Below are 23,717 nucleotides of genomic sequence, written 5' to 3'. Positions count from 1 at the left end.
AGACATAGACATATTGCACAGGGTTTGGTAACTACAATATGAAACCTTACAATCCTGTGTACGTAATGTAATATTTACCTATTAGGATATAGAGGAAACCGTTATTTATTTTGATTACAATGAGGGATATTATGAAAAAACAGTTTATGGTTCTTGGTCTTGGACGATTCGGTTCAAGCTTGACACACACACTCATTAAAAATGGGCATGAAGTGCTCGCAGTAGACAAAAGCGAAACTCTTGTTCAGGAAATTTCAACGGTGGCAACCCATGCCGTACAAGCAGATTGTACTGACAAATCAGTCCTTATGGAGCTTGGGGCAAGCAACTTTTCACACGCCATTGTTGCGATCGGCGAAGATCTGCAAGCAAGTATACTGACCACTCTGTTATTGAAAGAACTTAATGTGCCCAAAGTAACAGCCAAGGCCAAAAATGATAACCACGGTAGTGTGCTTAGCAAGATCGGTGCGGATCAGATCGTTTATCCTGAACGTGACATGGCCACAAGGCTGGGGAATCAGCTTAGCTCAGACAACATCATTGATTCCATTGAATTGTCTTCAGATTATAATCTGGTCGAGATCAAAGCTCCCGAAAGTATGAATCAGAAGACGCTGTTAGAACTCAACGTTCGCGCAAACTACGGCTGTACCGTGATTGCCATCAAAACTGGAAATAGTCTTAATATATCTCCAATGGCAGAAGACAGAGTCCATTCAGGAGATATGCTCTTGTTAATTGGAAGTAATGAAAACATTCGGAATCTGGAGAGTGACTATGAACAAAAGAAATAAACGAACACCGGGAACTTCAGCTCTACATAACATTGAATTGATTGTAAACAAGCTGAAAAACAATATGAGTCCTCCTCAACTTATCATGATCATCTTCTTCGCTCTCATCTGGATCGGGGCCTTATTACTTGCACTGCCGGTATCTTCGAGTACCGGGGCATCTATTGGTTTACTTGATGCCTTGTTCACAGCAACCTCTGCTATATGTGTAAACGGGCTGATTGTTCTGGATACAGGGACTGTCTTTTCTACATTTGGACAGATCATCATCATGATTTTGATTCAGGTTGGCGGGTTGGGGTTTATGACACTAGGTGTAATGGTAGCCATAATTCTAGGGAAACGGATTGGCTTGAAACAGAGGCTTCTTATTCAACAAGCCACTAATACATCCTCTGCTCAAGGTCTGGTTAAGCTATCCATGTATATTGTGCTTATAGCCTTTGCATTTGAAGCTCTGGCTACAGTGATTCTTACATTACGCTGGCAGAGCGATTTGGGGTGGGGACAAGCTTTCTATTATGCCATATTCCATTCCATCTCTGCCTTCAATAATGCGGGTTTCTCCCTTTGGACTGACAGCCTTACTCCATTTGTTGGCGACCCTGTTGTTAATCTTACGGTCATTACGCTCTTTGTCATTGGCGGTTTGGGTTATATTGTGGTTGTGGATGTTTTCCGCAAGCGTTCATGGAGAAAGCTCTCCCTGCATTCAAAGATTGTATTAATCGGCAGTTTTTCTCTATACTTGTTTGGATTCATCACCATCTTCTTAATCGAGAGTTGGAATCCTTCTACGTTCGCTGATTTATCTTTCGGTGAACGCATATGGGCTTCTCTATTTCAGGGTACTGCCCCTCGAAGCTCCGGATTTAATACCATTGACATTGGAAGTATGTTGGCCACATCCCAATTTTTCATTATTATCCTGATGTTCATTGGAGCTTCTTCCGGCGGAACAGGTGGAGGAATTAAAATCAATACTTTTGTGGTCCTTGTTCTTGCGACCATTCAAACATTTCGGGGCGGTGGGCAAATTCATGCTTTTGAGCGTAAAATTGCAGAAGAAACAGTGATGCGCGCACTCGCTGTTGTCTTAAGTGCCCTTGCCTTTGTACTTGGAATCTCCATTTTGTTATCCATATCCGAAGGCATTCTTGAAAATCATTTTCTGGATGTTCTGTTTGAAGCCACTTCAGCATTTAGCACCACAGGACTATCGATGGGTCTGACAAGTGAGTTGAGTGTTGCGGGTAAAATTATCGTCACCATTACGATGTTTGCAGGACGACTGGGACCACTAACACTGGCTTTTGCATTGGCGCAGAAGAAACGCACATCCAAGATCGGTTATGCAGAGGATCATGTCCTCATTGGTTAACATACGGACTAAAGACATGTTAATCCTTTTGTGGAAAAGTAATTGCTTTTTAGTTCAAAAGAAGTTCAATAGCAAAACGCCCCCTTATCGCAAACGACAGATGTCTGCTTAAGGGGGCCTTTATTTATATATTTTGCTTACAGAAGATCCATAATAAGAACATTTACCGAATGAGCTGACAAACCAACGATCACTGATTCACCATTCAACTTGATCTCCTGTTCTTGGGGAACCACTTTCTCATCATTCTTCTGATTCACATTCGGCACATGCACCAAATGATCTTCTCCAGTAAGTGTGATCAATCTGGCTGAAGCATCAACCTTCAGATCCTGAAGGCAAATCCGGGTTGATTTATCCACGCCATCTGCATTGACCAGTTTCACATATACATGCCGTGCGTCTTTCGTAACAGAGTGGAATACTTCCCGGTTGTAAGCTTCCAGCTTGTACTCCAGAACCTTGCTGATATTACGTCCGTCTGTATAGGAGCAGATCAGATTCTTTCCTGTATCACCACCATAGTTAACCGTGATTGTGTAATCGGTCCCATTCTCGAGTGGTTCATAGTTGGCCGCTCTCAGGTTACCCGCTGCCGAACTGGATGAATAGTCTCCTAAGGTGTAACCCTCAATCCCTTGTTTGTACACCTTCACCGCTGTGGCACTTCCCCCGTAACTGATTGCGTACTCAATGACATCCTTGTTCTCGGACGAGATATCTGTCAGTCCCACGCCGATGTAAAAACCATCCTCACCTGAAATTCTTTCAGCCTCAACCTGCACCTTGTAGTTAGTCCATTCGTCATTCAACAGGTACAATCCATTCAATCCACTTGATTGTGCCTTCAAAATGAGTCCTTTTCCTTCGGCCAACGTGTATCCTTCCGATCCGGGAATCTGGTTCCATGCCTCACTAGGCTCTGTACGTACCCTGAAATCTTCATCAAACATCAAACTGTCATCCACATTGGACGTGACCGTGACTCGTTTCACCACGATGTCTGCATCACCTGTTGCAATCTCGATGCCGCCACGCGGAATGAGACTCAACGGTTTACCTTTGCTGTAGGTGGAGAACGAAGTCTCAAGCACCTGATCTCCTACATGTTTTGCAAAAAGCTGCTGTACATAATAGTTCGGTGTATACCATACCGTGACATCATCAAACCAGATGCAGTCCGGCGTCCAGCGGTAGGTACCGTCCGTTAGTACTTTGTTGAACAATGGCGCATAGGCAGCCAAACGAACAACGTCTGCATTATTTTCAAATCCGGTCATGATCGCAGCTTCTGCGACCGCTCCTGCCAGCGTATTTTTGTCCGTGGAAGCATATTCTCCAACAAATACTTTGGATGTTTCTTTCCAATCGATACTGCCATCTTCATGATAAGCTCGGTCATAGTAGTTGTATCGATCTACGTTATTCAGCAAATATTCATTGGAGCGGTAGTAGTGCTCATCTGCGATGGTGTCCATGTAATTGTCCTGATTCTCATACCAGGTTACGGTCTCCTCAATCACCTCAGTACCATCGGCAAAAGCAACCTGAGCTGACCCCGTCAGATTTCCGCTGAGGAATTTCCATCCTTCCTGGTACGCATCATCATCTGCCTGAGCACCAACCGTCGAGATAATGTGCAGCTCATGATCAGGATAGTTCTGTTTCATGTACTCATCTATCGAACGTTTGAATACTTCGAAGTTGGCAAAAAATTCAGTGCCCCAGTTCTCATTGCCTACGCCCAGATAACGAAGATCAAACGGTTCAGGATGTCCCATCTGGCTTCGTACCGCTGCCCATTCGTTGTGTTCAAAGTCTGTACTGAGCGCAAAGTCAATCAGATCTGTAAAGTTACGGATATAATAATCTCTTAAAGCGCCACCCGCAGGGTGTGCATAATCCGAGCGTGCCTGACACAACACACCGCAAGCCATGACTGGAACCGGAGCGGCATTCAGATCTTCCGCCAATTGGAAGTACTCCATATAACCAAGGCCCATCGTCATCATGTAACCCCAGACATTATAATTCTCTTTGCGGAGCTCAACCGGACCCACAGAATCCTTCCAGTCGTATACGTTGTCCCAAATAAATGATCCTTCCGAGATACATCCTCCCGGAAAACGCAAAAACTTCGGATGCAGATCTGCCAGTGCCTGGATTAGATCTTTTCTCAATCGATAGTTCGGATTACCTGTGTAGTTGGCATGTGCTGTAGCCGATATTCCCTCTTCTGTCGGGTCAGCTCCCCATACATTCTGAGGGACCAAGGACACCATATCGATGGAGATGTCACCTGCAAACGTAAGTACCAGTTGACCAAGTACAGTCTCCGTTCCGGTCAGAGACAAACCGTATTTCTTCCATGTGTTCCCGCCTTCAACATGCAGCGTTACCGAATCACTGATGGATATGTCCCTTCCATCCTGCAATTGAATGGTAATTGTTCCTGCCGATTCTGCTTTTGCCCATACGGTAAAGTCATAGGATTCACCCTGCTTGATGGACATGGCACAATGCTGGTTGGAGTCGGAGAATCCACGATTTCGAATCGCTGCCCCATCCTGAACCGTTACATAATAAGCATTTACTTCAGGGTCTTCCACGTTAAAATGAACGTTCAGTCCGTCCGTATGTTGTACGAGCATTTTCTCCGTATCGCCTGACCAGGCAAACAAAGGTTCACGATTTCGACCTGTCGAACAACCACATTCTCCAGAGTCATGTGAGTACGTATCAAATGCAAAAGATTCAAATGATCGATTCTGAACAAGCTCTGCATAGATTCCGCCATCTGCCGCATTGTTAATATCCTCGTAGAACAGCCCATACATGACTTCACTGATATCAGCTACCTTCTGATCTCCATGGATGGTGACCGTATAAGGCGGGAGATGCGCGGGCACAACAGACACGTCAAAGCGTTGACTCTGCTCACTATCACCTCTGTTCAGAAGCGCACGGAGCGTAACCTCTTGTGCCGATGTGATTGCCTGGACCTCTCCGTTCTCAGACAGAACTTCTGGAGCACTGGAACTCCACTGAACCCTCACTTTACCACCCAGCAAATCTGCGGGCAGTGACACATCTTTGGTGATAATTCGGTTCGGGAAGGACAAGTACTTGTCTGCCGCTAGCTTCACAATCGCTTCATCGGTCAGCGATTCACACATGACTTCAATGACTTCATCCATGGTAAGTGCTGCTTGATAGATCCGAAAGTCGGATAACGAACCTGCAAAATCCACATCAGCCGCATACTGGGAACGTGCAATATAATTCTGGCTATAATTCTCAGAATCGGTGAAAGAGTCAAACCATTCGCGTAATTTGGCATAATTGCCACTGGACGTCTGACTGATCGATCCATCTGCCGCCTTCTCCCCGTTTACATATACAATTGGCCCTGCACTGCTCAACGTCCCCCCTTGGCTGCCTGCCACCGAGAGTGCGATATGCAACCATTCTCCGCTTGTAACTCCACGACTTGGGTGGACAACCAGATTATCACCAGCATATAACGTACCCAGAAGCTGACGTGTCAGAAATAAATACGGCCCCTTCTCCCCTTTACCAAAGTCAAAAATACGTTCCCACACATTAGACCCCTTGCCCAGAAACACCCAAGTGGCAATCGTAATTCCTGTGTTATCGCTTACATCCCGAAGCAGATCCGAAGGTAATTGCAGATAAGAAGTTCCATTCGCTCCCCCGTTAAAAGTTACCGCTGATCTACCTTTCACCTCGGATACCACAGGCAGGATTTCACCTTTGGCTATAGCATCATGTCCCTTACCGGAACTGTCCTTTCCGATCTGAACGGTATCCTCGAACGTGTATTGTGCGATTAATTGATTTTGATATGTGCTCATGTTCTTACCTCCTATGTAGTTGGGGATTGTCGGTTTACCCTTTTGATTCGTATTAATATAAAATGATTGATATATAGTTAAAACACATTACTTAAACGTAATAATATCGCATCATCGATCCCAATTTCAATCCTAATTTGAGAAAGACAACTGATTTATTTGAGTGTAATGAGCCGTATGGGCTCTTCCCGTCTCTCTTTAATTATTCATTTTAGTCTTATAAACATTATATTTATGGTTTACAAACATATAAACCAATTGATAATATAACAAATGAAAGCGCTTGATTTAGGAGTCGATCCAAAGGAGGGCTGCCAAACCTTATATCGTGTGTTGCCAAGTATCGGTTAATTTTTCATTCCGGGGATTAGGAAAGGGGAAACGTATGAAACGTTATTGGGTACGTGTACTTAACATTTCTGTACTAAGCACCGCATTAATCACTGCAACAACTTTGGCGCCGGTCTTGGTGTTTGCAAATGCTTCAGGGACAACTGTGGGTGACTCGCAGACCTCCACCACATCTATCACAACTCCATCATTCAAAAATGTTTCCGTTCATGACCCTTCTGTCATTAAAGTGGATGATACGTTTTATATTTTTGGATCTCATCTGCAAGTAGCCAAGTCCAAAGACTTTTTGAACTGGGATTTGGTTGCATCCGGCGTTACAGATAACAACCCTGTTGTCCCCAATGTAACCAAGGAATTCGCTGAAGCGCTGGAATGGGCGCAGACGGATACGTTATGGGCGGCAGATGTCATTCAGCTCGCGGACGGCAAATTTTATATGTACTACAATGCTTGTAAAGGGGACTCCCCGCGATCAGCGCTCGGCATTGCTGTCGCAGACAACATCGAAGGCCCTTATAAGGATCAAGGCATTCTGTTGAAATCCGGCATGTGGGATCAGATCAGTGAGGATGGTACCATTTACGATGCAACGATTCATCCCAATGTGGTTGATCCGGATGTCTTTTATGATAAAAACGGCAAGTTATGGATGGTGTATGGCTCATACTCCGGGGGGATTTTCATTCTGGAGATGGATGCAACGACAGGCAAACCACTGCCGAATCAAGGTTATGGCAAAAAGCTGACCGGAGGCAATCATAGTCGTATTGAAGCACCTTATATGCTCTACAGTCCCGAAACCGATTATTATTATCTGTACCTGTCTTACGGTGGACTAGGTGCTGATGGAGGATACAACATTCGTGTTGCTCGCTCCCAAACACCGGATGGGCCTTTCCTCGATGCGGAAGGAAACGATATGATCAACGTTAAAGCTGACAAGGATAAACCATTGTTTGATGATCGTTCTATTGAACCGTTTGGAGTCAAATTAATGGGGAACTTCCTTTTCGAGAGACAGATCGGTGATCCGGGCACAGGCCTAGGTAGCGGCTATGTATCGCCAGGACACAACTCTGCTTATGTTGATCCGGAGACTGGCAAACAATTTCTCATCTTCCATACCCGCTTTCCAGGGCGTGGCGAAGAACATGAAGTTCGCGTACATGAGATGCATATGAATGCAGATGGTTGGCCCGTTGTTTCTCCATATCGCTATGCGGCTTTGGGAGAAGATACCACGCAACTGACAACTCAGGAGATCGCTGGTCAGTACCAATGGGTGAATCATGGTAAGGACATCACGGCGGACATCAAGCCATCCCAGACCGTTCAGTTCACGACAGATGGGCAGATTCATGGTGCCGTGACAGGAACATGGAGTCTTGGTGCAGACAACAAGGTTCAGATCACTTCGAATAACGTTGTGTACAAAGGCCTTTTCACACATGAATGGAACTCGGAATCTCAAAGTACGGTTCTGACCTTTAGCGCCCTCTCCTCCTCCGGAATTGCCATCTGGGGAAGTCAAGGTGTTGAACGGAGTGATCAGGACATTGTAGATGCGGTGAAAAAGGACCTGAGCATTAGCAATACGGATCACGTATTCTTCAATCTGTCTCTGCCTACAAGGGGAACAAGTGATGCAGACATTACGTGGAAAAGCTCCAATGCTTCGGCTCTATCCGCTACAGGTGTAGTGCAGCGACCACGCGCTGGTAAGGGCGATGCCAAAGTTAAATTAACCGCCACGATTCGTAAAGGAACTGCGATAAGCTCCAAAACGTTTAACGTTATCATTCCACAGCAAGCGGTAAGCCCATTGCTCGGGGAGTATACTTTTGAACACAAGAAACTTGCCAAAGTCGCACAGGATTCCAGTAAAAACAAATATCACGGACAAGCCTTTAACGTGGTCAGTTCTGCTGCAAGTGGCAAAAATCAGGCTTCCACATTTAACGGAACCGACAGTTACATTCAGTTACCTGGACTCATTACAGATACAACGGATTTCACGTTTAGCGCCTGGATCAATTGGGACGGTGGCGGGTCTTGGCAGCGTATTTTCGACTTTGGAAATGGGTTAACCCGACATATGTTCCTCACGCCCTCCCAGCAGAATGGCGCATTACAATTCACCATTCATAATGAGGGACGGGATCAGAGCCTGATTGCAGCAAGTCCACTGCCTTCCAAAGAGTGGGTTCATGTCGCTGTAACCCTTCAGGGCGATGTAGGAACTCTGTATGTGAATGGTACATCGGTTGCAAGCAGCTCTGAGATTACTTTTAACCCGAAAGATCTGCAGGTAACGGAAGCTTATGTAGGCAAGAGTCGTTATACGGCTGATCCGTTCTACAAAGGAAGCTTGGATAATGTAAAAGTATATGATAAAGCTTTAACAGCCAAGGAAATCCAGCGTCAGGCCAAAGAAAAGCCTTAACTTAGCGTCCCCTATCGCAAGCAGTTGAGCTCCATCATAGTGACACATCAATAAAGCAGCCAATGTTTTGAACCGAACCCTTTGTGAGACACGACTAACAAGGGAGTTGCAGTTCATTACATCAGGCTGCTTTATTGTCACTTTGAATAATGAATAACCATGTTCAATCTGTTCGACTTAGCACCGGAGTTAATATAGGCATGGGGCTTGTCTGCTCGGAAACGGATCGACTCCCCTTGGCTCACCCTATATTCTTCCGTCCCTACCCGAATCGTAACTTCTCCTTCAAAGACCGTAATAAATTCTTCAGTTCCTTCGATATGCGGCTCAGCACTTAAAGAAGATTCCATATCCATATCCATCATGTACATTTCAAAGCGACGTCCTTCTTCAAAAGGAAAATGCGGATATATTCGAATCCTGCCCTCGTCTTCCATCAATACTTGAATATCATCCCCCGTTACAACGGTAGTATCTGACTTCGGCTCGTGAATCAAAGCAGTAAAGGAGGTTTTCAGGCCATTAGCAATCTTCCATACGGTTGCAATCGATGGATTGGATTCACCACGTTCAATCTGACCAAGCATGGTCTTGCTAATACCAGACATTTCGGCGACCTTGTCCAGGCTGAGTTTTCTTTGTTCCCTAAGCTGTTTCAGGTTCTGAGCAAGAATACTATTAATGTTTTTCAAAATCCATCCTCCTCATTTTATATTTGTGTGTTGTGCTATATAACGTACATATTGTACAATAATAAAGACCGTACGTTATAACGTACATTTCAGGTCATTATATCATACAACCAAGAAAACGTGGAGGAATCATGAACATTATACCTTTAGTGACCTATGCAATCATCGCTTCATTTACACCCGGACCCAACAATATCATTTCCATGACGCATGCCAGAAATCAGGGGTTCCGCAAGACCCTTCCGTTTATTAGTGGAGTTGCAGCCGGCTGCCTGCTTATTATGTTTCTGTCCAGTTATTTCAACCTTATTCTTCATCAATATATTCCCAGGATCGCCCCCGTATTGAACGTGTTAGGGTGTGTGTATATGCTCTATCTGGCGCTCAAAGTCATGCGAAGTAAACCTGCAGATTCGCAAGACAACAAGGTCAATCATTATTCATTTCTATTTGGGTTCACCCTGCAATTCATCAATCCCAAAGTCATTTTGTATGGGCTTACGGCCATATCCGTTTTTGTTCTGCCTCTAGGACAGTCCCATGTCCATTTAATTGTATTTTCCTTACTGCTCACCTTCATCGGTATTAGTGCCAATATGACCTGGGCGTTTGGCGGCATGTTATTTCAGAGCTTTCTATTAAGGTACGAGCGGCCTGTTAATATCGTCATGGGTATGTTGTTAATATACAGCGCACTATCGATCCTGATGTAAAATGCAACAGAAAAAGCGTCCACTCATTCGATGAGCTGAACGCTTTTACTTTTATCCTAATTCTGGTCTCCACCATGGATGTGTAGGGTAATGCTCCGTATGAAGCACAACCTTCTCGCCAATCTTGGGTGTTGCAATCTTCACATTCATAGCATGTGCGGCCTTCGTAATTCGTTCAACCGGTTCATTCCAGGCATGATAGGCCAGCGTAAATGCGGCCCAATGAATCGGGATAAGCAACTTACCCCCTACATCCAAATGGGCTTGCACCGTCTCTTCCGGCATCATGTGAATGTTGGACCACCGCTCGTCATATTGCCCACATTCCATCATGGTGAGGTCAAATGGACCGTATTTACTGCCAATTTCCTTGAAATGAGGACCGTATCCGCTGTCACCACTAAAGAATACCTTTGTATGTTGTCCAGCGATAACCCATGAACACCATAAGGTAGAATTACGATCGAATAATCCTCTGCCTGAGAAATGTCGTGCTGGTGTACAAGCGAATGTTAAACCTTTGAATGATAACTCATCCCACCAGTTATGCTCGGTAATCTGCTCTGAAGGTACACCCAGTTGAATCAGTCGACGACGTACACCAAGTGGCACGATAAATCGCTTTGTTTTGTCCTTCAATCTACGAATGGAGTCATAGTCCAGATGATCATAATGGTCATGCGATATAATGATTGCGTCAAGCTCCGGGAAATCCTCCGGTTGAATCGGTAGATTCGTGCTATAACGTTTGGTACCTACCCAGGATACGGGGGATGGACGATTGCCCAACATTGGATCGAACAGCAACCTGTGACCTTCAATTTCAAGTAAAAAAGCCGAATGGCCGAACCATGTAACCTGTGGATTGTCGGATGCGTTCATGGTTTCAGCAGGTTCACATATCTCCATAGGCATCATGCCCGATGGCCTCCGCTCTACATTGCCACGCATGGAATCTCTCAATATACTGATCAGGGATTTGAAGTCCATGCCGGCTGATGTCGGAAGCTGATTTTCGTATTTTGTCATTATACATACCTTCTGTTCTATATAATCAATCTATGGTTCAACTTTTGGATAATATCAACTTATATCGTAGCTATATCTTAATTCATTGGCCGTTGATATACAATTTTCGGTTAATTAAGATAGAATTAAGACTCTGTTTTCTCTCGTATAAGATTAGGCATATATGATAGAGAAAATACATGGAGAGTATGTGAGAGAACATGAAGAAATGGCGCAAAAGATTAGTTAAGTTTTTGATATTTGACCTGGCAATAGTTCTGTTGCTTCTGGGTACTGGCGTGATCTACCAACAAGTGGGTTTAAGGCAGGATGCCAAAATACTCGTACCCCCTGGAAAGCTCTACAAAGTCCATGGAGACAATATGCATCTATATACTGGTGGAGAAGGCGATGTAACAGTCGTGCTCGCCTCCGGCTGGGGTACTGCTAATCCCTATGTAGATTATTATCCATTATATGAAAAGCTTGCTCCCAACACAAAATTCGCTGTATATGATCGATTTGGCTATGGATATAGTGATCAGACCGATAAGAAACGTGATGTCGATACCGTAGCTGAAGAATTACACGAGTTGTTGCAGGTATCTGGACAGAAGCCGCCTTATGTATTAGTTGGACATTCGCTCGGCTCCCTGGAGACCATCCGTTTTGCACAAAAATACCCGGATCTCGTGAAAGGCATCGTCATGATTGATGGCGGAAGTCCCGAATATTATTCGAATGACGATGACTCTTTGGCAGACACAATTGGTGGTTTTGCGAATAAATTACGTATCCAAACCGGACTATTCCGCCTCTCGATGCAATCTGACTTGGTTGTCGAAACTTCCAATGCCAATCGTAATGAATTGAAACTTGTACCCGACGTTCTAAAAAAATTGGATACAACTGCGCTGTTGTACAACTATGGTAATGCTAACACGTTGGATGAATTACGTGAAATAGCTGAAAATGGCAAAGTGGTTGTAGATCACAAGCAAAAGTTACCGTTTCCCCTCACCATACTGACGGCTGATTACTTTGGTGCAAGTGAGCCCGAATGGGATAAAACGCAAGTAGAATTCAAATCTTGGTCAGATGATTCGAAACAGGTAACCATTAAAGATACCGACCATTACATCCATCAATATCGCCCTGACCTCGTTGCGGATGAGATATTGGCCCTGGTGAAGAAGTAACTTACACCCAATTAAAGTACAACTGCTCTATATCAAGAAAGAAACCCCAAAGAGTCTCCAATATCTTTGGGGTTTTGGACTTATTCTTCGTCTTCTTCCTGCGCACTGCATATCCCTATAAATGGAACACATAATCCCGTATCAGGACAAAACCCCGGGTTATCCGTACATAACGCCTCGGTATAACCAGGATTCTGCCGGCTGAGGAATTTGAAATAACAGACAATCTCATGATTGCGAACGGGCAAACTGTTCAGCTGGAACGAGAGCGGAACCTTTGTATTCACATGCCGATAAAATAGTCCGTTCTTTGTAAGTGGAGGCGGATAGGTCTTAGCTGGCAAAGTCGGAATGATGTCGTGCACATTCACTATACGAAAACTGTTTTTTACCGTTTCGTTGAAAGAGGATGCAAATTCCGGGTCTGCGACACGTGGGCTGCCATATGTATACACGACCGGATGTTTAAACCTGGTGTTCACCGCAATATCCAAAGCAGTCAATACGGCTAAAGCTCCTCCCAAGCTGTGGCCTGCAACAAACAGTCGTTTGTTCGTAGAAAGCTTGTTCAATTCCTCGATCATTTTTTCTCTTGCTGATTGGTAAATACATGTAAATCCGCGATGAGTCTTTCCAACATTTCTGACAAAAGGATACGGAATCTGAAAAAGGTCTTGATCTGACTCATTGTCCTTAAAGGTTCGGGTTCCTCTATAAATAATCACAACCTTGTCTTTCGACTCCGCGATGAAGCCGAATACTTCTAGTTCGGGCTCCTCGACACCGGCCAGTGCGAGAATGTTGAATCGAAGAGTATAGCCTTGTGGCAGAATAACCTTTTCCTTCTCAAAAAGTCGGTACGCCTGATTGAGCATTGCCGCAAGCAAAATCGCATCCTCGCTACTGTACTTGCCTGGAAGTTCCATAAATGTAGCTCCTCCTTATATTTCAAGGCTTCAAACTCTAGCATCCCTGATACGGAAAGCACATACCGGTATCGGGACAGAAGCCCGGGTTTTTGTGGCATAGCGCTTTGGCAAATTCGAGATTCTTTTGGCTGAGCTTGTTAAAATAGCAAGCAATCGAGTCGTTGCGCGACACATTGTTCAGTTGAAAAGAGATGGGTACCTTCGTTTTTACATGCTGATAAGTAATCCCTCTCTTTGTAAAGGGAGGCGGATACCTGCGGGCCGGGAACGTCGGGAAAGTGTCATGAATGTTGACGATTCGCGCACTGTGTTTAACTGTACTGTTAAAGCGGGAAACGAATTTGGGATCTCCGATGCGCGGACTGCCGTACGTATAAACGAACGGATGTTTAAACCCGGTGTTTACCGAAATATCCAAAGCGGCAAGCGTGGCCAAAGCTCCGCCGTAGTTGTGGCCGGTAATATACAGCCTTTTAGCTGTCGAGAACTTTTTTAATTCACGGATCAAGTCGTTTCGGGTTGAGCGATACAAGCATGTAAAGCCACGCGAGGTTTTCCCTCCGTTTTGGACGAAAGGATACGCGATCTGAAAGATATCATACGAAGCAAGAAGGTCCGCCGGATACGAAGCGTACCCTCTAAACGCAACAACGATTTGATCCCGTGACTCGGCAATAAATCCGAATACAAGTTCCGTAGGATTCTCGACGTCGGCAGAAGCGCGAATCGTAGATCGAAGCTTAAATCCTTTCGGTAAGACCAGCTTTCCCTCAAAAAATAACGGGTACGTCTGATAGCTCATTGCGGCCAGGAATATGGCCGTTTTGCTGTTAAAAACAGTTGTTTTATAAGCTATACCCATCTGTACAACTCCTTTCCCCATGAGAGCTTATTCTTCGTTTTCTTCCTCTGCTTGAACAATCCGTGACGTATCGACAGTTGTAAAACATTTGTGCTGGGAGCTGTTCCTTGATTATTAATATGAAACTCATGCCTAGATGATGTCGCAGACTGGCGAGAAGCGAGTATATCAGCATAGCAAGTGTTACAGAACAGTAGAACCGCAGGATGAATAAATACAAAAAAAGCGATGCGTCCTTAAAGTTAAGGGACACATCGCTCTTATACAATATCAAATTATTATTGTTAGTTAATGGATTAATGCATAGGACCTTGTTGTCCCGGCGTTGATCCTACTTTGACCCGTTTCACAAAGAGTGAAGTAATCAGACCGATAATCGACAGAACTAATGCGAATACAAACGCATTCTGTACACCTGACGTGAAACCTGCCAGTTGATTTTCCGGACTTTCCGGATTCGCCACTCCACTGAGAAAGCGGGATTGTCCTGCGCTCAGTATACTTACGGCAACAGCGGTACCGATTGCTCCGGATACCTGCTGTAACGTATTCATGATGGCAGTACCGTGAGGATAATACTCACGTGGCAATTGGTTCAGACCATTCGTCTGTGCAGGCATCATAATCATCGAAATTCCGACCATCATGAACACATGCAGCGTAATAATTTTGGCCAGTGTCGTTGTTGGTGTAATGCCAGTGTACATGAAGAGTACAACCGTTACGATAACCAGACCAATGATTACAAGCCACTTCGGACCGAACTTGTCGAACAGTCGACCCATAACCGGAGACAGTAGACCATTCAGCAAACTACCTGGCAATAGAACCAGTCCAGCGGTTAGCGCTGTAACGGCCATACCTTGTTGCAGATACATCGGCAGAATCAGCATGGATGACAGCATCATCATCATACAGATGAAAATCAGGATCAAACCAATCGTAAACATCGGATATTTGAACGCTCGCAGATCCATCATCGGCTGCTTCATTCTCAACTGACGGATGCTGAATAACAACAAGGACAGTGCGCCAATGACGATTGTCGAGATAACAACTGGACTTGTCCAGCCACCGCCAGATTCTCCATGTCCTCCTGCACTACTGAAGCCGTATACGATACCACCAAATCCAACTGTAGATAGAATAATGGAGAGTACATCAATTTTGGGCTTGGTCAATTTCGAAATATTCGGCAAGAACAACAAGCCGCATACCAGTGAGATCAGGAAGAACGGCAAGGAGATCCAGAAGATCCAGTGCCAGCTCAGATTAGCCAAGATCAGACCAGAGATACTCGGACCACTCGCTGGTGCGAACATGATAACCAAACCGATTAATCCCATGGCAGCACCACGTTTTTCAATCGGGAAAATAACCAATATCGTGTTAAACATCAGTGGCAATAACAGCGCTGTACCTATCGCCTGTAGCACCCGTGCCACCAACAGAATTTCGAAGCTAGGTGCAAGTGCAGCAACAAATGTTCCTGCAATCGAGAAAATCAAAGATGTTGTAAACAGCTGTCTTGTGGTAAACCACTGCAGCAGCATACCGGATACCGGTACCAGGATTCCCAACACAAGCAAGTAACCTGTAGTTAACCATTGAATCGTTGTAGGACCTACTTCCAGTAGAGCCATAAGTGGCGTCAATGCCACGTTTAATGCCGTTTCTCCAAACAGACCAATAAAGCCGCTCAGCAGCATCGCGAACAAAATCGGAAATACCTTGTATTGCTGTGTTTCTTGTTGATTCTGTGCAGAATCAGCCTTCATGGAAACCTCCACGATCCCATCCTCCTCAAACAATATCGAACTTTCTTTTTCTCTGTCTCTTGGTATAAATTATTGAACCTGTTTGGCGTTCTTCGTCACAACCGACAAATAATCAGCAGCCGTCAGCAGAGGCTGTTTATCCTGATTCGTCAGGCTGATAATCAGTGCTCCCTCCATCAAAGAAATGATCAGAAGTGCCGTCTCCCGCGCCTTCTCTTCACCAACGCCATCCAGAATCAGATGTTTCTTAATGACATCCTGCCAATCTGCAAATACACCCTGACATGCAATACGCAACTGCTGACTAATACACGATGTCTCCACAGCTGCCCAGAAGCTGAATGGCAGAAATCCGGTAAACCCGGCTGCTTCTGTTTCATGAGCCAAATCATGAATAAATCTCTGAATGGCGTCCCCCGTATTGTCATGGGCTGCAAATGTTTTCTCAAATGTCTGCAGGATATGTTCATTGGCTTTTTGAATACACTCGTGCGCGAGCTCTTCCTTGCCTTGCGGGAAATAATGATACAACGATCCTTTCGGCGTACTACTCTCTTTGATGATCTGATTCAGACCGGTCGCATGATATCCTTGTGAAAAAAACAGTCTCGCTGCTGTGCTGACAATAGACTCTCTAGCATTAGACTTTTCACTCAACGAAAGCCACTTCCTTCAAATAATTATAACAATCGGTCTATATAATTAAACCTGCTCAGATCGGCACTGTCAATCATTTTTATTTCAAATTTATTTGAAAGCATTTTCATATCAGAGTCATCATATCATCCTCATTTTTAATTATTACCTTTTATACATTTGATTCTGAGAAAGTAGGGAACTTTTCCCTGTCTTCGAATAAACATACATCAGTGTGAGTCACACTTAATTTCGACTTTTGAGAAAAGGAGTGAGAAACTTGGCAATCCTGCTAACTGGCCCTATTGATAATAGCCCCGTAAATGGGGTAAGGCCAACTCAGATCGTTTCCATTAAAATTGAAAATCAGAGTGCCGTGAACGCCGCTACTATACTTGTCCAGGGATATTCATTAATTACAAGCAGAGCTTTATACGTAAGTGAGCAATTCACAATCTTACCCGGTGCGGTTGCTACACGAACTTATTTTGCCGATCTTAACAGTTTCGAATACGTTATTACAGTTACAGGAGCAACCCCTGAGGACATTTTGGTTTCTTTTTGGGGGAAAAACAGTGCCGGCTCTTTGGTTGCTGCTCACCGACTCGTTTATTCCGAATTATTTGGCAGCGAGAATTTTAATGGAGCTACGGGGACGACAGGTAGCACTGGCTCCACAGGTGCCACAGGATTCACCGGTGCTACAGGCGATACAGGAGTCACGGGCATTACAGGATTTACAGGTGCTACGGGCATCAGTGGAGTTACTGGGACGACAGGTGCCACGGGTGACACTGGCGCGACAGGTCCTACAGGAGCTACAGGCATTACCGGCTCCACTGGACTTACCGGAGTCACAGGCGAAACAGGAACCACGGGTGACACTGGCGCGACAGGTCCTACCGGGGCTACGGGCATTACCGGCTCCACTGGACTTACCGGAGTCACAGGCGCGACAGGAACCACGGGTGACACAGGACCATCTGGCGGTCCCGAGGGCCCTACCGGAGCTACAGGTGCGACGGGGACTACGGGCAATACAGGTGCCACTGGAACAACTGGCCTCGCTGGAGCAACTGGAGCGACTGGTGTTACTGGCACCACGGGTGCAACCGGAGCCACGGGCGCAGTCCAGCCAAATCCTTTTGATGTATATGTTTTACAAGGCGCAGTGGGCGGAAATGGAACACAGGCCAGTCCTTTTGGAACGATTCAACAAGGTGTAATCGCGGTATCTCCAACAGGAACCGTTCATATCCTTGGTGGCACATACCCAATCACTGCGAACATTACCATTAATAAAGCAGGAATAACTCTAAAAGGCTATCCTAGTACAATCATCCTGTTACAAGCTGCTGTTATCCCTTTCACTATCATTGGAAGCGGAGTAATTGTAGACGGATTAACGATCACGAGTGATAATCCTTATGCTGTTGAGTTTATTCAATTAGGCGGAACCAACCACACCGTAATAAATAATACGATATTCGGTCCTCCTCAAGCTGGCCCTTCTTCAGGTTGGGTTGTCAATCGTGGTCTCGTGACCCAGACTGGAAATATGACTGGTTTGCTTGTACAAAATAATATTTTTTATTCCTTACGTCAGCCAGCCTACTTTAACCCTAATACGACTGGAGAAGTTATTAGCAATGTTGTTTATAATACCCGAGGATTTGTTAATGACCGGGCCGTCATGGTCTTCTCTGGGAATTCATGGGGCAGCCCGGTCAATGCGGTGGATATTGCACTGCTCGTAGGTACAATAACAGGGCCCCCTTTCGATCCGATTTCCGCCCTGAGCGCCAACAACAGTACAGCAACGATTCAGGATTCCAGATAAGAATCAATACTCGTTCTTACAAAGCGCCTAATCAAAACAGCCGCCGATTTGGATGTGGAACTCCAGATCGAACGGCTGTTTTTGGATGAGTAGAGCATTATTCCATTATTAATTAATAGGTTACATAACCTCCGTAGGTCACGGTCCATGTATAACCTGTCTGACCATCAACGGATTGTAGTGTAAGTTGTCCCCGATATGGATCAACATTATAACTTGCTGTCATCGGAATATCACCAAGCGTTGGAAATTGAGACTTAGGTAGAATGATTTGCCAAGTTATATACTTTTGTGCGTAAGGTACTACTTGTGTACTTTCTGGTAAACTACTGATTGAAGTTGAAGGTACACTAGCCGCAAAAGATGTGGAGCCAAGCGTGAAACATGCAACGACAGTTAAAAGTCCGACCATAAGTTTCTTTTTCATCTTCATCTTCCTTTCGTATTTTAAGTACATTTTCATCATATAGAATAACACCTCAATAAAATGTAATATTTGTCATATAGTGAAAATATTTGATGTAATTTATGAGAACTACTCTTTCATTTTTCATTTTTAATTTTTAATAGATACGTTGAGAGGATTCAACCGTTCGTTTACCTGCCCACACGTCTTGCACATAGCGGCCTTCGGCCTGAAGCTGAATGAGCCAGTCTTTCGCTTGCTGCATCGTTGCTCCCTGCACCTCCTGATATGCTTGCTGCAAAGTCTCTTCTACCGCAGGAGCCATCTGGCTTCCATCCCCGCATACGTAGAGCTTTCCTTTGTTCATTAACATGTGAATCAACTGTTCGGAATCCTCCTTCATCAGATGCTGTACATACGTTTTGGGCTTGCCATCCGCACGAGAAAAAGCAGTGTGTAGCTTAATGATCCCTTCCCTTTCGTATTGCTCAAGCTCCTGACGATATATGAAATCTGATTCATTCCTGCACCCAAAGAACAAATGCGCTTCACTCAGTGGCAAACCTCTCTGTTTCATGACAGCTCTCGCCTGGAGGAAACCTCTGAAAGGTGCAACCCCCGTCCCCGGTCCCACCATGATCATCGGAACATCAACCTCTTCGGACAGATGAAATTCGGATTCAGGTTTACTTACAAACATCAGAATACGTGCTCCGGATGGACAACCGGCGAGATACGATGAAGCAACTCCCTGGTATTCGCCTTTGCCACTCCATGCAGGCTCTCTTACTACCGATACGGTTATGCTCGCTTGCTTGGAATTCTGGCTTGGCGAGCTGGATATTGAATAATATCTGGGCTTGAGTGGCGGCAATAGTTCAAGGAACCTTTCGAATGGCAGTTCACACGCCTCATACTTTTCTAGCAGGTCCAACATGGTGATTCGATTGGCAAGAATATAATCCCTGTAGCTGTTTTCGTCCAACATGCCTTCCAGTTCACGCTTATGAGGTGGACATACCGTATGATTAGCTAACTCCTGCAACTGTGTTCTGGAAACTGGTGTCTGCAATTCCACACAGTGAGTGAGCAACTCATGAATCTTGACGGGTCTGTTCAGTGGAAGGTGTGTAAGATGGCTGACGTCCGAAGTTAATTGGATCTGAATATCCCCACGTAGTCCGAACCGAGTGAGTACCCGATCCACATTCTGCTTCTGATTGCCAGGCAACACGCCGAGATGGTCACCTTCTCTATAACTCATGCCTTCAGGCAGTAACACTTCGATGTGACGTGTGCTTCTTCCACTTCCCAGCGTCTGAAGCTCTTTATTGACTACAACCGTGGCATAGCTGGCATCATAAGTTCGTGCAAGTGGCATATCCGTTTTCTCGCGGACAAACTCCATGTGAAGTCTGCTTGTGCTTGGTATGGATACCTTTACCACTTCCGCGTTGATCCCCAAAGCATTCACCACCTGAGGCCACAACATATGCTGCCACGCCTCGACTTGTTTCTCCATGTCACCTCCGGCATCTGCTTCACCGCGGGATAACAGTCTTTTACCTCCCCATTCTTCAAGCTTCTCATCTATCCATCGAGGAATGCTCTGGTACGTCCCGGACCAACTCCGATCTCCACAGCCCAGAACGGCATAGTTCACATCCTGAGCTTCCTCTGGCTCTGTTCCCTTCAACCAGTCTACAAATGCCGTAGCATTTTGCGGAGGTTTACCGTTATACGAAGCAGTGACGATGAGAATGACACCTTGGCGAGGTATGCGGCCAACCCACTCATCCAGAGTGGCTGCTTCACTTGGGATTCCATACGAACGCCCTTTCTCCACAAGCTCTCGGGCAATGCCTTCTGCCGTTCCCAGATTGGAACCATATAACACCAGGAGCGAAGGCTTACCATCTGCTTCAACGGCCAGGATTTCTCCCCTCTGGCTGTCACTTGTTATATGAACAACAGGAGCAGGTTTCTCTTCCACAGATTTGGTAGACTTATTCATCTTTTGTGACACCTCGCGCGCTTTCACCTGGATCCGGAAGTCTCCCGGCTTCAATGTCAGTGTCTGTTTAACATCCAACTCATAGTTGCTATAATCGATCAGCTCAAAATGTTTGAGGACCATGCCAAGCACAAGTGTTGCTTCATATAAAGCAAACTGCATGCCGATACATGCTCTCTCCCCATTACCAAAAGGTTTATACGCATGATGAGGCACTTTCGTCGTATCTTCAAATCGCTCAGGACGGAAAAGTTCCGCATCCTCTCCCCAGGCCTCTCTGTCACGGTGAAGCTGGGGCAGAAGAATACTGCAACTTTCCCCTTTCTTCAAGGGATATTTGCCACCTATGACGGTGTCTTCTTTGGCATATACGTCAAATCCCGGAGCGGTTGGCCATAGACGAAGCGATTCACTGAGAATCATGCGAATGTATGGAAGCTGAAGAATTTCCTCGTACTGTGGTGAGTCACTAACCAATATCTGATCCACCTCGTCATACGCCTTTTGAAGCGATTCTGGATTGTTCAGTAGGAAGTAAAGAGCAAAAGATAATAGACCACTCGTGGTTTCATGTCCGGCAATGAGAAACGTAATAATCTGATACCGTATGTTCTCATCATCCAGCATTTCCCCAGTCTCCGGATCTTTGCCATTCAACATACGTGCGAGCAAGTCGACCTCTTCAGGTGCTGAACTCGCTTTACGTTCCTCTATAATCTGATCTACCAGAGAGAACATCGTCTGAATATCCTCGTGAAAATGTCGTTTGGTTTTCACCATAAGCAGATTCTGAATTTTCAAACGGGAACTCTTCTGCATAGCTTCATTTAAAGCCCGAACCATACTTTCAATAAAAGGACTGTGGTCCTGTCTGTAAAAACTGTTAAACCGATAATTGAATCCACATAGTCCAATGGTATCCAACGTAAGGCGTGTCATATCATCCGCAACATCAATCGTATCGTTGGAATTGAGGCGTGCCCACTTGTTGATCAATTGTTCGGCAATATCAACCATCATGAGATGATAACCTTTCATGGCCTGTTTGCTGAAGGTGGGAAGCAGGATGTTATGGGCTTTTTTCCAGTTGGGCTCCGATGTTCTGCTTGTAAATAAACCATCGCCGCCAAAGGCACGTACATTTTCGAGTTCAGTGTATACATATTTATCAAAACGGGACACATCGCACAACTCAGCCACAAGATCTGGCCCAGATACGATTAAACCGGAATAACCGGGAACGGTAACTCGATATATTGGTCCATGCTGTTCAGCCAGCTCACCTAGCGACAACGTTGGTTTATTTTTATCAATTAAGGGCAGATTGCCAAGTGGTCCATACATTTTGGGCTGTGGAATGTAAGCTGCATCACTCATGATGATCACCTCTTATCTGTACGCCGTGAAGCAAGGTATTCGTTAGCCATATGATGGCTGTTCTGCTTTTATTCATAAGTGATCTCTCCTTTGATAATTATATATGATAGTTAAATGTATCATTTGATAATACAATAAACCATAATAAATTTAATATCAAATTTTCTTCCGGCTGGAAACTTTCACTTGAACCGTTCAACGTTTAAGTTGAATAACAACAAATAGAGAATTGCATATGCAATCCCCTACTGAATGAAGCAATGACGCTATGATTCTATGAAACTTTTTAATTTATTCTAATGATGACTTGGCCCATCCCAGTTCTCGAAATTCAATTCATTATTAATGCTTACCGCAGACAATGCCCCCAGAGACGCAGCCGTGATTGCCTGATATATCTCGGATGCTGCATCACCAGCACTGTATACACCCGCTACAGATGTTTTGCCGGAAGCATCAACGATAACCGTTCCCAACTCTGAAATTTCACAACCGATGGCCTTTGGCAGTTCTGATCCGGTAAACAGTTTCGGTTGGAAGAAAACCCCTGTACATGGAATCGCAGTACCGTCCTGTAGTACAACTTGCTGTACCATCCCTTCTTCAGAGTCAATGGATTGAATCGGTGCATCGAATACAGTAACATGATGCTGCTTCAGCTCTTCACGGTGCTCATCGGTTAAGGAATCTGATCCATTCGTACAGATCGTATAACGTTCTGTCCAGCCGGATATGACTTTTGCCATATGTAATGCGTTAACTCCACTAACGATGATGACCAGCGATTGCTCTCTTAACTCCCATCCATCACAATATGGACACACAAACGCACTTTTACCGTAAACTTCTGTTAATCCGTTAATATTCAAGGGAAGGTCTTTCTTACCTACCGCAAACAAAATCTTTTTCGTGCGATAGCTTACCCCCTGAGTAGTCTTAACTACAAAATCACCATCGCTACCTGTTATCTCCGTTGCCGTATCGGATGCAAATTGAACTGAAGGATAAGCTGCAATCTGTTCTTTGGCGGCTTTCCGGAATTCACGTGGACTTGCCCCATCTCTTGTCACAAACCCATGAGTCTCCCTTGTAACCCAGTTACGCGGTGTCTCATCATCAATGACCACAACGTTCTTTCGGGCCCTGCCAAGTACTAGGGCTGCATTAAGCCCCGCTGGTCCTCCACCAATAATAAGTACATCCAAAAGTTGATTCATATTACTCACATTATACACCCTTTCCAGACATTTAATATCTCTAATTGACTTTTAAAAATAACCTCCACTTTCGCTTAAGAAAGTAATATTGGAGATTTACAAGATATCAGAACATATTTTAATAAAACTATTAAAGATATCTTATATCTACAATAAACAAAACCTAAGCATTTTGCAACATATATCTTTAAATACT

General features: G+C 44.8%; 16 protein-coding genes. 6 read left to right on the top strand and 10 right to left on the bottom strand.

Features of this window, described 5'->3' with window-relative positions; all coding sequences use genetic code 11:
• Nucleotides 1-131: 131 nt before the first annotated feature.
• Together MKY92_RS13565 and MKY92_RS13560 are read left to right on the top strand one after the other, a co-directional pair.
• Nucleotides 132-797, top strand: a complete 666-nt coding sequence (locus MKY92_RS13565; protein ID WP_339301215.1) for a TrkA family potassium uptake protein — start codon at nucleotides 132-134, stop codon at nucleotides 795-797.
• Nucleotides 781-2,178 (top strand): TrkH family potassium uptake protein, encoded by a 1,398-nt coding sequence (locus MKY92_RS13560; protein WP_339301214.1) that lies wholly within the window; start codon nucleotides 781-783, stop codon nucleotides 2,176-2,178. The genes MKY92_RS13565 and MKY92_RS13560 overlap by 17 nt, the downstream gene beginning before the upstream one ends.
• Before the next feature lie 137 nt (nucleotides 2,179-2,315).
• Here MKY92_RS13560 and MKY92_RS13555 read toward each other — a convergent pair whose 3' ends face one another.
• Nucleotides 2,316-6,053: an alpha-L-arabinofuranosidase C-terminal domain-containing protein gene (locus MKY92_RS13555; protein ID WP_339301212.1), complete on the bottom strand. Its 3,738-nt coding sequence runs from the start codon at nucleotides 6,051-6,053 to the stop codon at nucleotides 2,316-2,318.
• A 385-nt stretch (nucleotides 6,054-6,438) separates the two neighbouring features.
• On the opposite strand from MKY92_RS13555, the gene MKY92_RS13550 reads away from it, so the two are divergent.
• Nucleotides 6,439-8,850 (top strand): family 43 glycosylhydrolase, encoded by a 2,412-nt coding sequence (locus MKY92_RS13550; protein WP_339301211.1) that lies wholly within the window; start codon nucleotides 6,439-6,441, stop codon nucleotides 8,848-8,850.
• A 137-nt stretch (nucleotides 8,851-8,987) separates the two neighbouring features.
• Here MKY92_RS13550 and MKY92_RS13545 read toward each other — a convergent pair whose 3' ends face one another.
• Nucleotides 8,988-9,542, bottom strand: a complete 555-nt coding sequence (locus tag MKY92_RS13545) for an XRE family transcriptional regulator (protein ID WP_339301209.1) — start codon at nucleotides 9,540-9,542, stop codon at nucleotides 8,988-8,990.
• Nucleotides 9,543-9,673: 131 nt separating this feature from the next.
• Here MKY92_RS13545 and MKY92_RS13540 point away from each other — a divergent pair, with 131 nt between their 5' ends.
• Nucleotides 9,674-10,255: a LysE family transporter gene (locus MKY92_RS13540; protein ID WP_339301207.1), complete on the top strand. Its 582-nt coding sequence runs from the start codon at nucleotides 9,674-9,676 to the stop codon at nucleotides 10,253-10,255.
• Nucleotides 10,256-10,306: 51 nt separating this feature from the next.
• Here MKY92_RS13540 and MKY92_RS13535 read toward each other — a convergent pair whose 3' ends face one another.
• Entirely contained in the window at nucleotides 10,307-11,284 is a 978-nt protein-coding gene (locus MKY92_RS13535; RefSeq protein WP_339301205.1) for an MBL fold metallo-hydrolase, read from the bottom strand.
• A gap of 200 nt (nucleotides 11,285-11,484) precedes the next feature.
• Here MKY92_RS13535 and MKY92_RS13530 point away from each other — a divergent pair, with 200 nt between their 5' ends.
• Entirely contained in the window at nucleotides 11,485-12,462 is a 978-nt protein-coding gene (locus MKY92_RS13530) for an alpha/beta hydrolase (RefSeq protein ID WP_339301203.1), read from the top strand.
• An 80-nt stretch (nucleotides 12,463-12,542) separates the two neighbouring features.
• Here MKY92_RS13530 and MKY92_RS13525 read toward each other — a convergent pair whose 3' ends face one another.
• The 4 genes from MKY92_RS13525 to MKY92_RS13510 all read right to left on the bottom strand — a co-directional run bounded on the left by MKY92_RS13525 (nucleotide 12,543) and on the right by MKY92_RS13510 (nucleotide 16,688).
• Nucleotides 12,543-13,388 carry a lipase family protein gene (locus MKY92_RS13525; protein WP_339301200.1) on the bottom strand — a complete coding sequence of 282 codons (846 nt, stop codon included), beginning with the start codon at nucleotides 13,386-13,388 and terminating at the stop codon, nucleotides 12,543-12,545.
• Between the two features lie 37 nt (nucleotides 13,389-13,425).
• Nucleotides 13,426-14,253: a lipase family protein gene (locus MKY92_RS13520; RefSeq protein ID WP_076211769.1), complete on the bottom strand. Its 828-nt coding sequence runs from the start codon at nucleotides 14,251-14,253 to the stop codon at nucleotides 13,426-13,428.
• Nucleotides 14,254-14,549: 296 nt separating this feature from the next.
• Entirely contained in the window at nucleotides 14,550-16,031 is a 1,482-nt protein-coding gene (locus MKY92_RS13515; RefSeq protein WP_339301782.1) for a DHA2 family efflux MFS transporter permease subunit, read from the bottom strand.
• A gap of 69 nt (nucleotides 16,032-16,100) precedes the next feature.
• The gene (locus MKY92_RS13510) at nucleotides 16,101-16,688 is read right to left on the bottom strand and encodes a TetR/AcrR family transcriptional regulator (RefSeq protein WP_339301198.1); all 588 of its coding nucleotides are present in this window, start codon (nucleotides 16,686-16,688) and stop codon (nucleotides 16,101-16,103) included.
• Nucleotides 16,689-16,947: 259 nt separating this feature from the next.
• Here MKY92_RS13510 and MKY92_RS13505 point away from each other — a divergent pair, with 259 nt between their 5' ends.
• Nucleotides 16,948-18,507 (top strand): collagen-like triple helix repeat-containing protein, encoded by a 1,560-nt coding sequence (locus tag MKY92_RS13505; protein ID WP_339301196.1) that lies wholly within the window; start codon nucleotides 16,948-16,950, stop codon nucleotides 18,505-18,507.
• 112 nt (nucleotides 18,508-18,619) lie between these two features.
• Here MKY92_RS13505 and MKY92_RS13500 read toward each other — a convergent pair whose 3' ends face one another.
• The 3 genes from MKY92_RS13500 to MKY92_RS13490 all read right to left on the bottom strand — a co-directional run bounded on the left by MKY92_RS13500 (nucleotide 18,620) and on the right by MKY92_RS13490 (nucleotide 23,521).
• The gene (locus tag MKY92_RS13500; protein WP_339301194.1) at nucleotides 18,620-18,934 is read right to left on the bottom strand and encodes a hypothetical protein; all 315 of its coding nucleotides are present in this window, start codon (nucleotides 18,932-18,934) and stop codon (nucleotides 18,620-18,622) included.
• Between the two features lie 136 nt (nucleotides 18,935-19,070).
• A complete protein-coding gene (locus MKY92_RS13495) occupies nucleotides 19,071-22,304 on the bottom strand; it encodes a cytochrome P450 (protein WP_339301192.1) in 3,234 nt (1,077 codons plus the stop codon).
• 296 nt (nucleotides 22,305-22,600) lie between these two features.
• The gene (locus MKY92_RS13490) at nucleotides 22,601-23,521 is read right to left on the bottom strand and encodes an NAD(P)/FAD-dependent oxidoreductase (protein WP_339301191.1); all 921 of its coding nucleotides are present in this window, start codon (nucleotides 23,519-23,521) and stop codon (nucleotides 22,601-22,603) included.
• Nucleotides 23,522-23,717: the final 196 nt, after the last annotated feature.

The organism is Paenibacillus sp. FSL R5-0623, assembly GCF_037974265.1.
GTDB lineage: Bacteria > Bacillota > Bacilli > Paenibacillales > Paenibacillaceae > Paenibacillus.
Note: the sequence above shows the minus strand (reverse complement) of the source record. Positions and strands in the feature narration are given on the sequence as shown.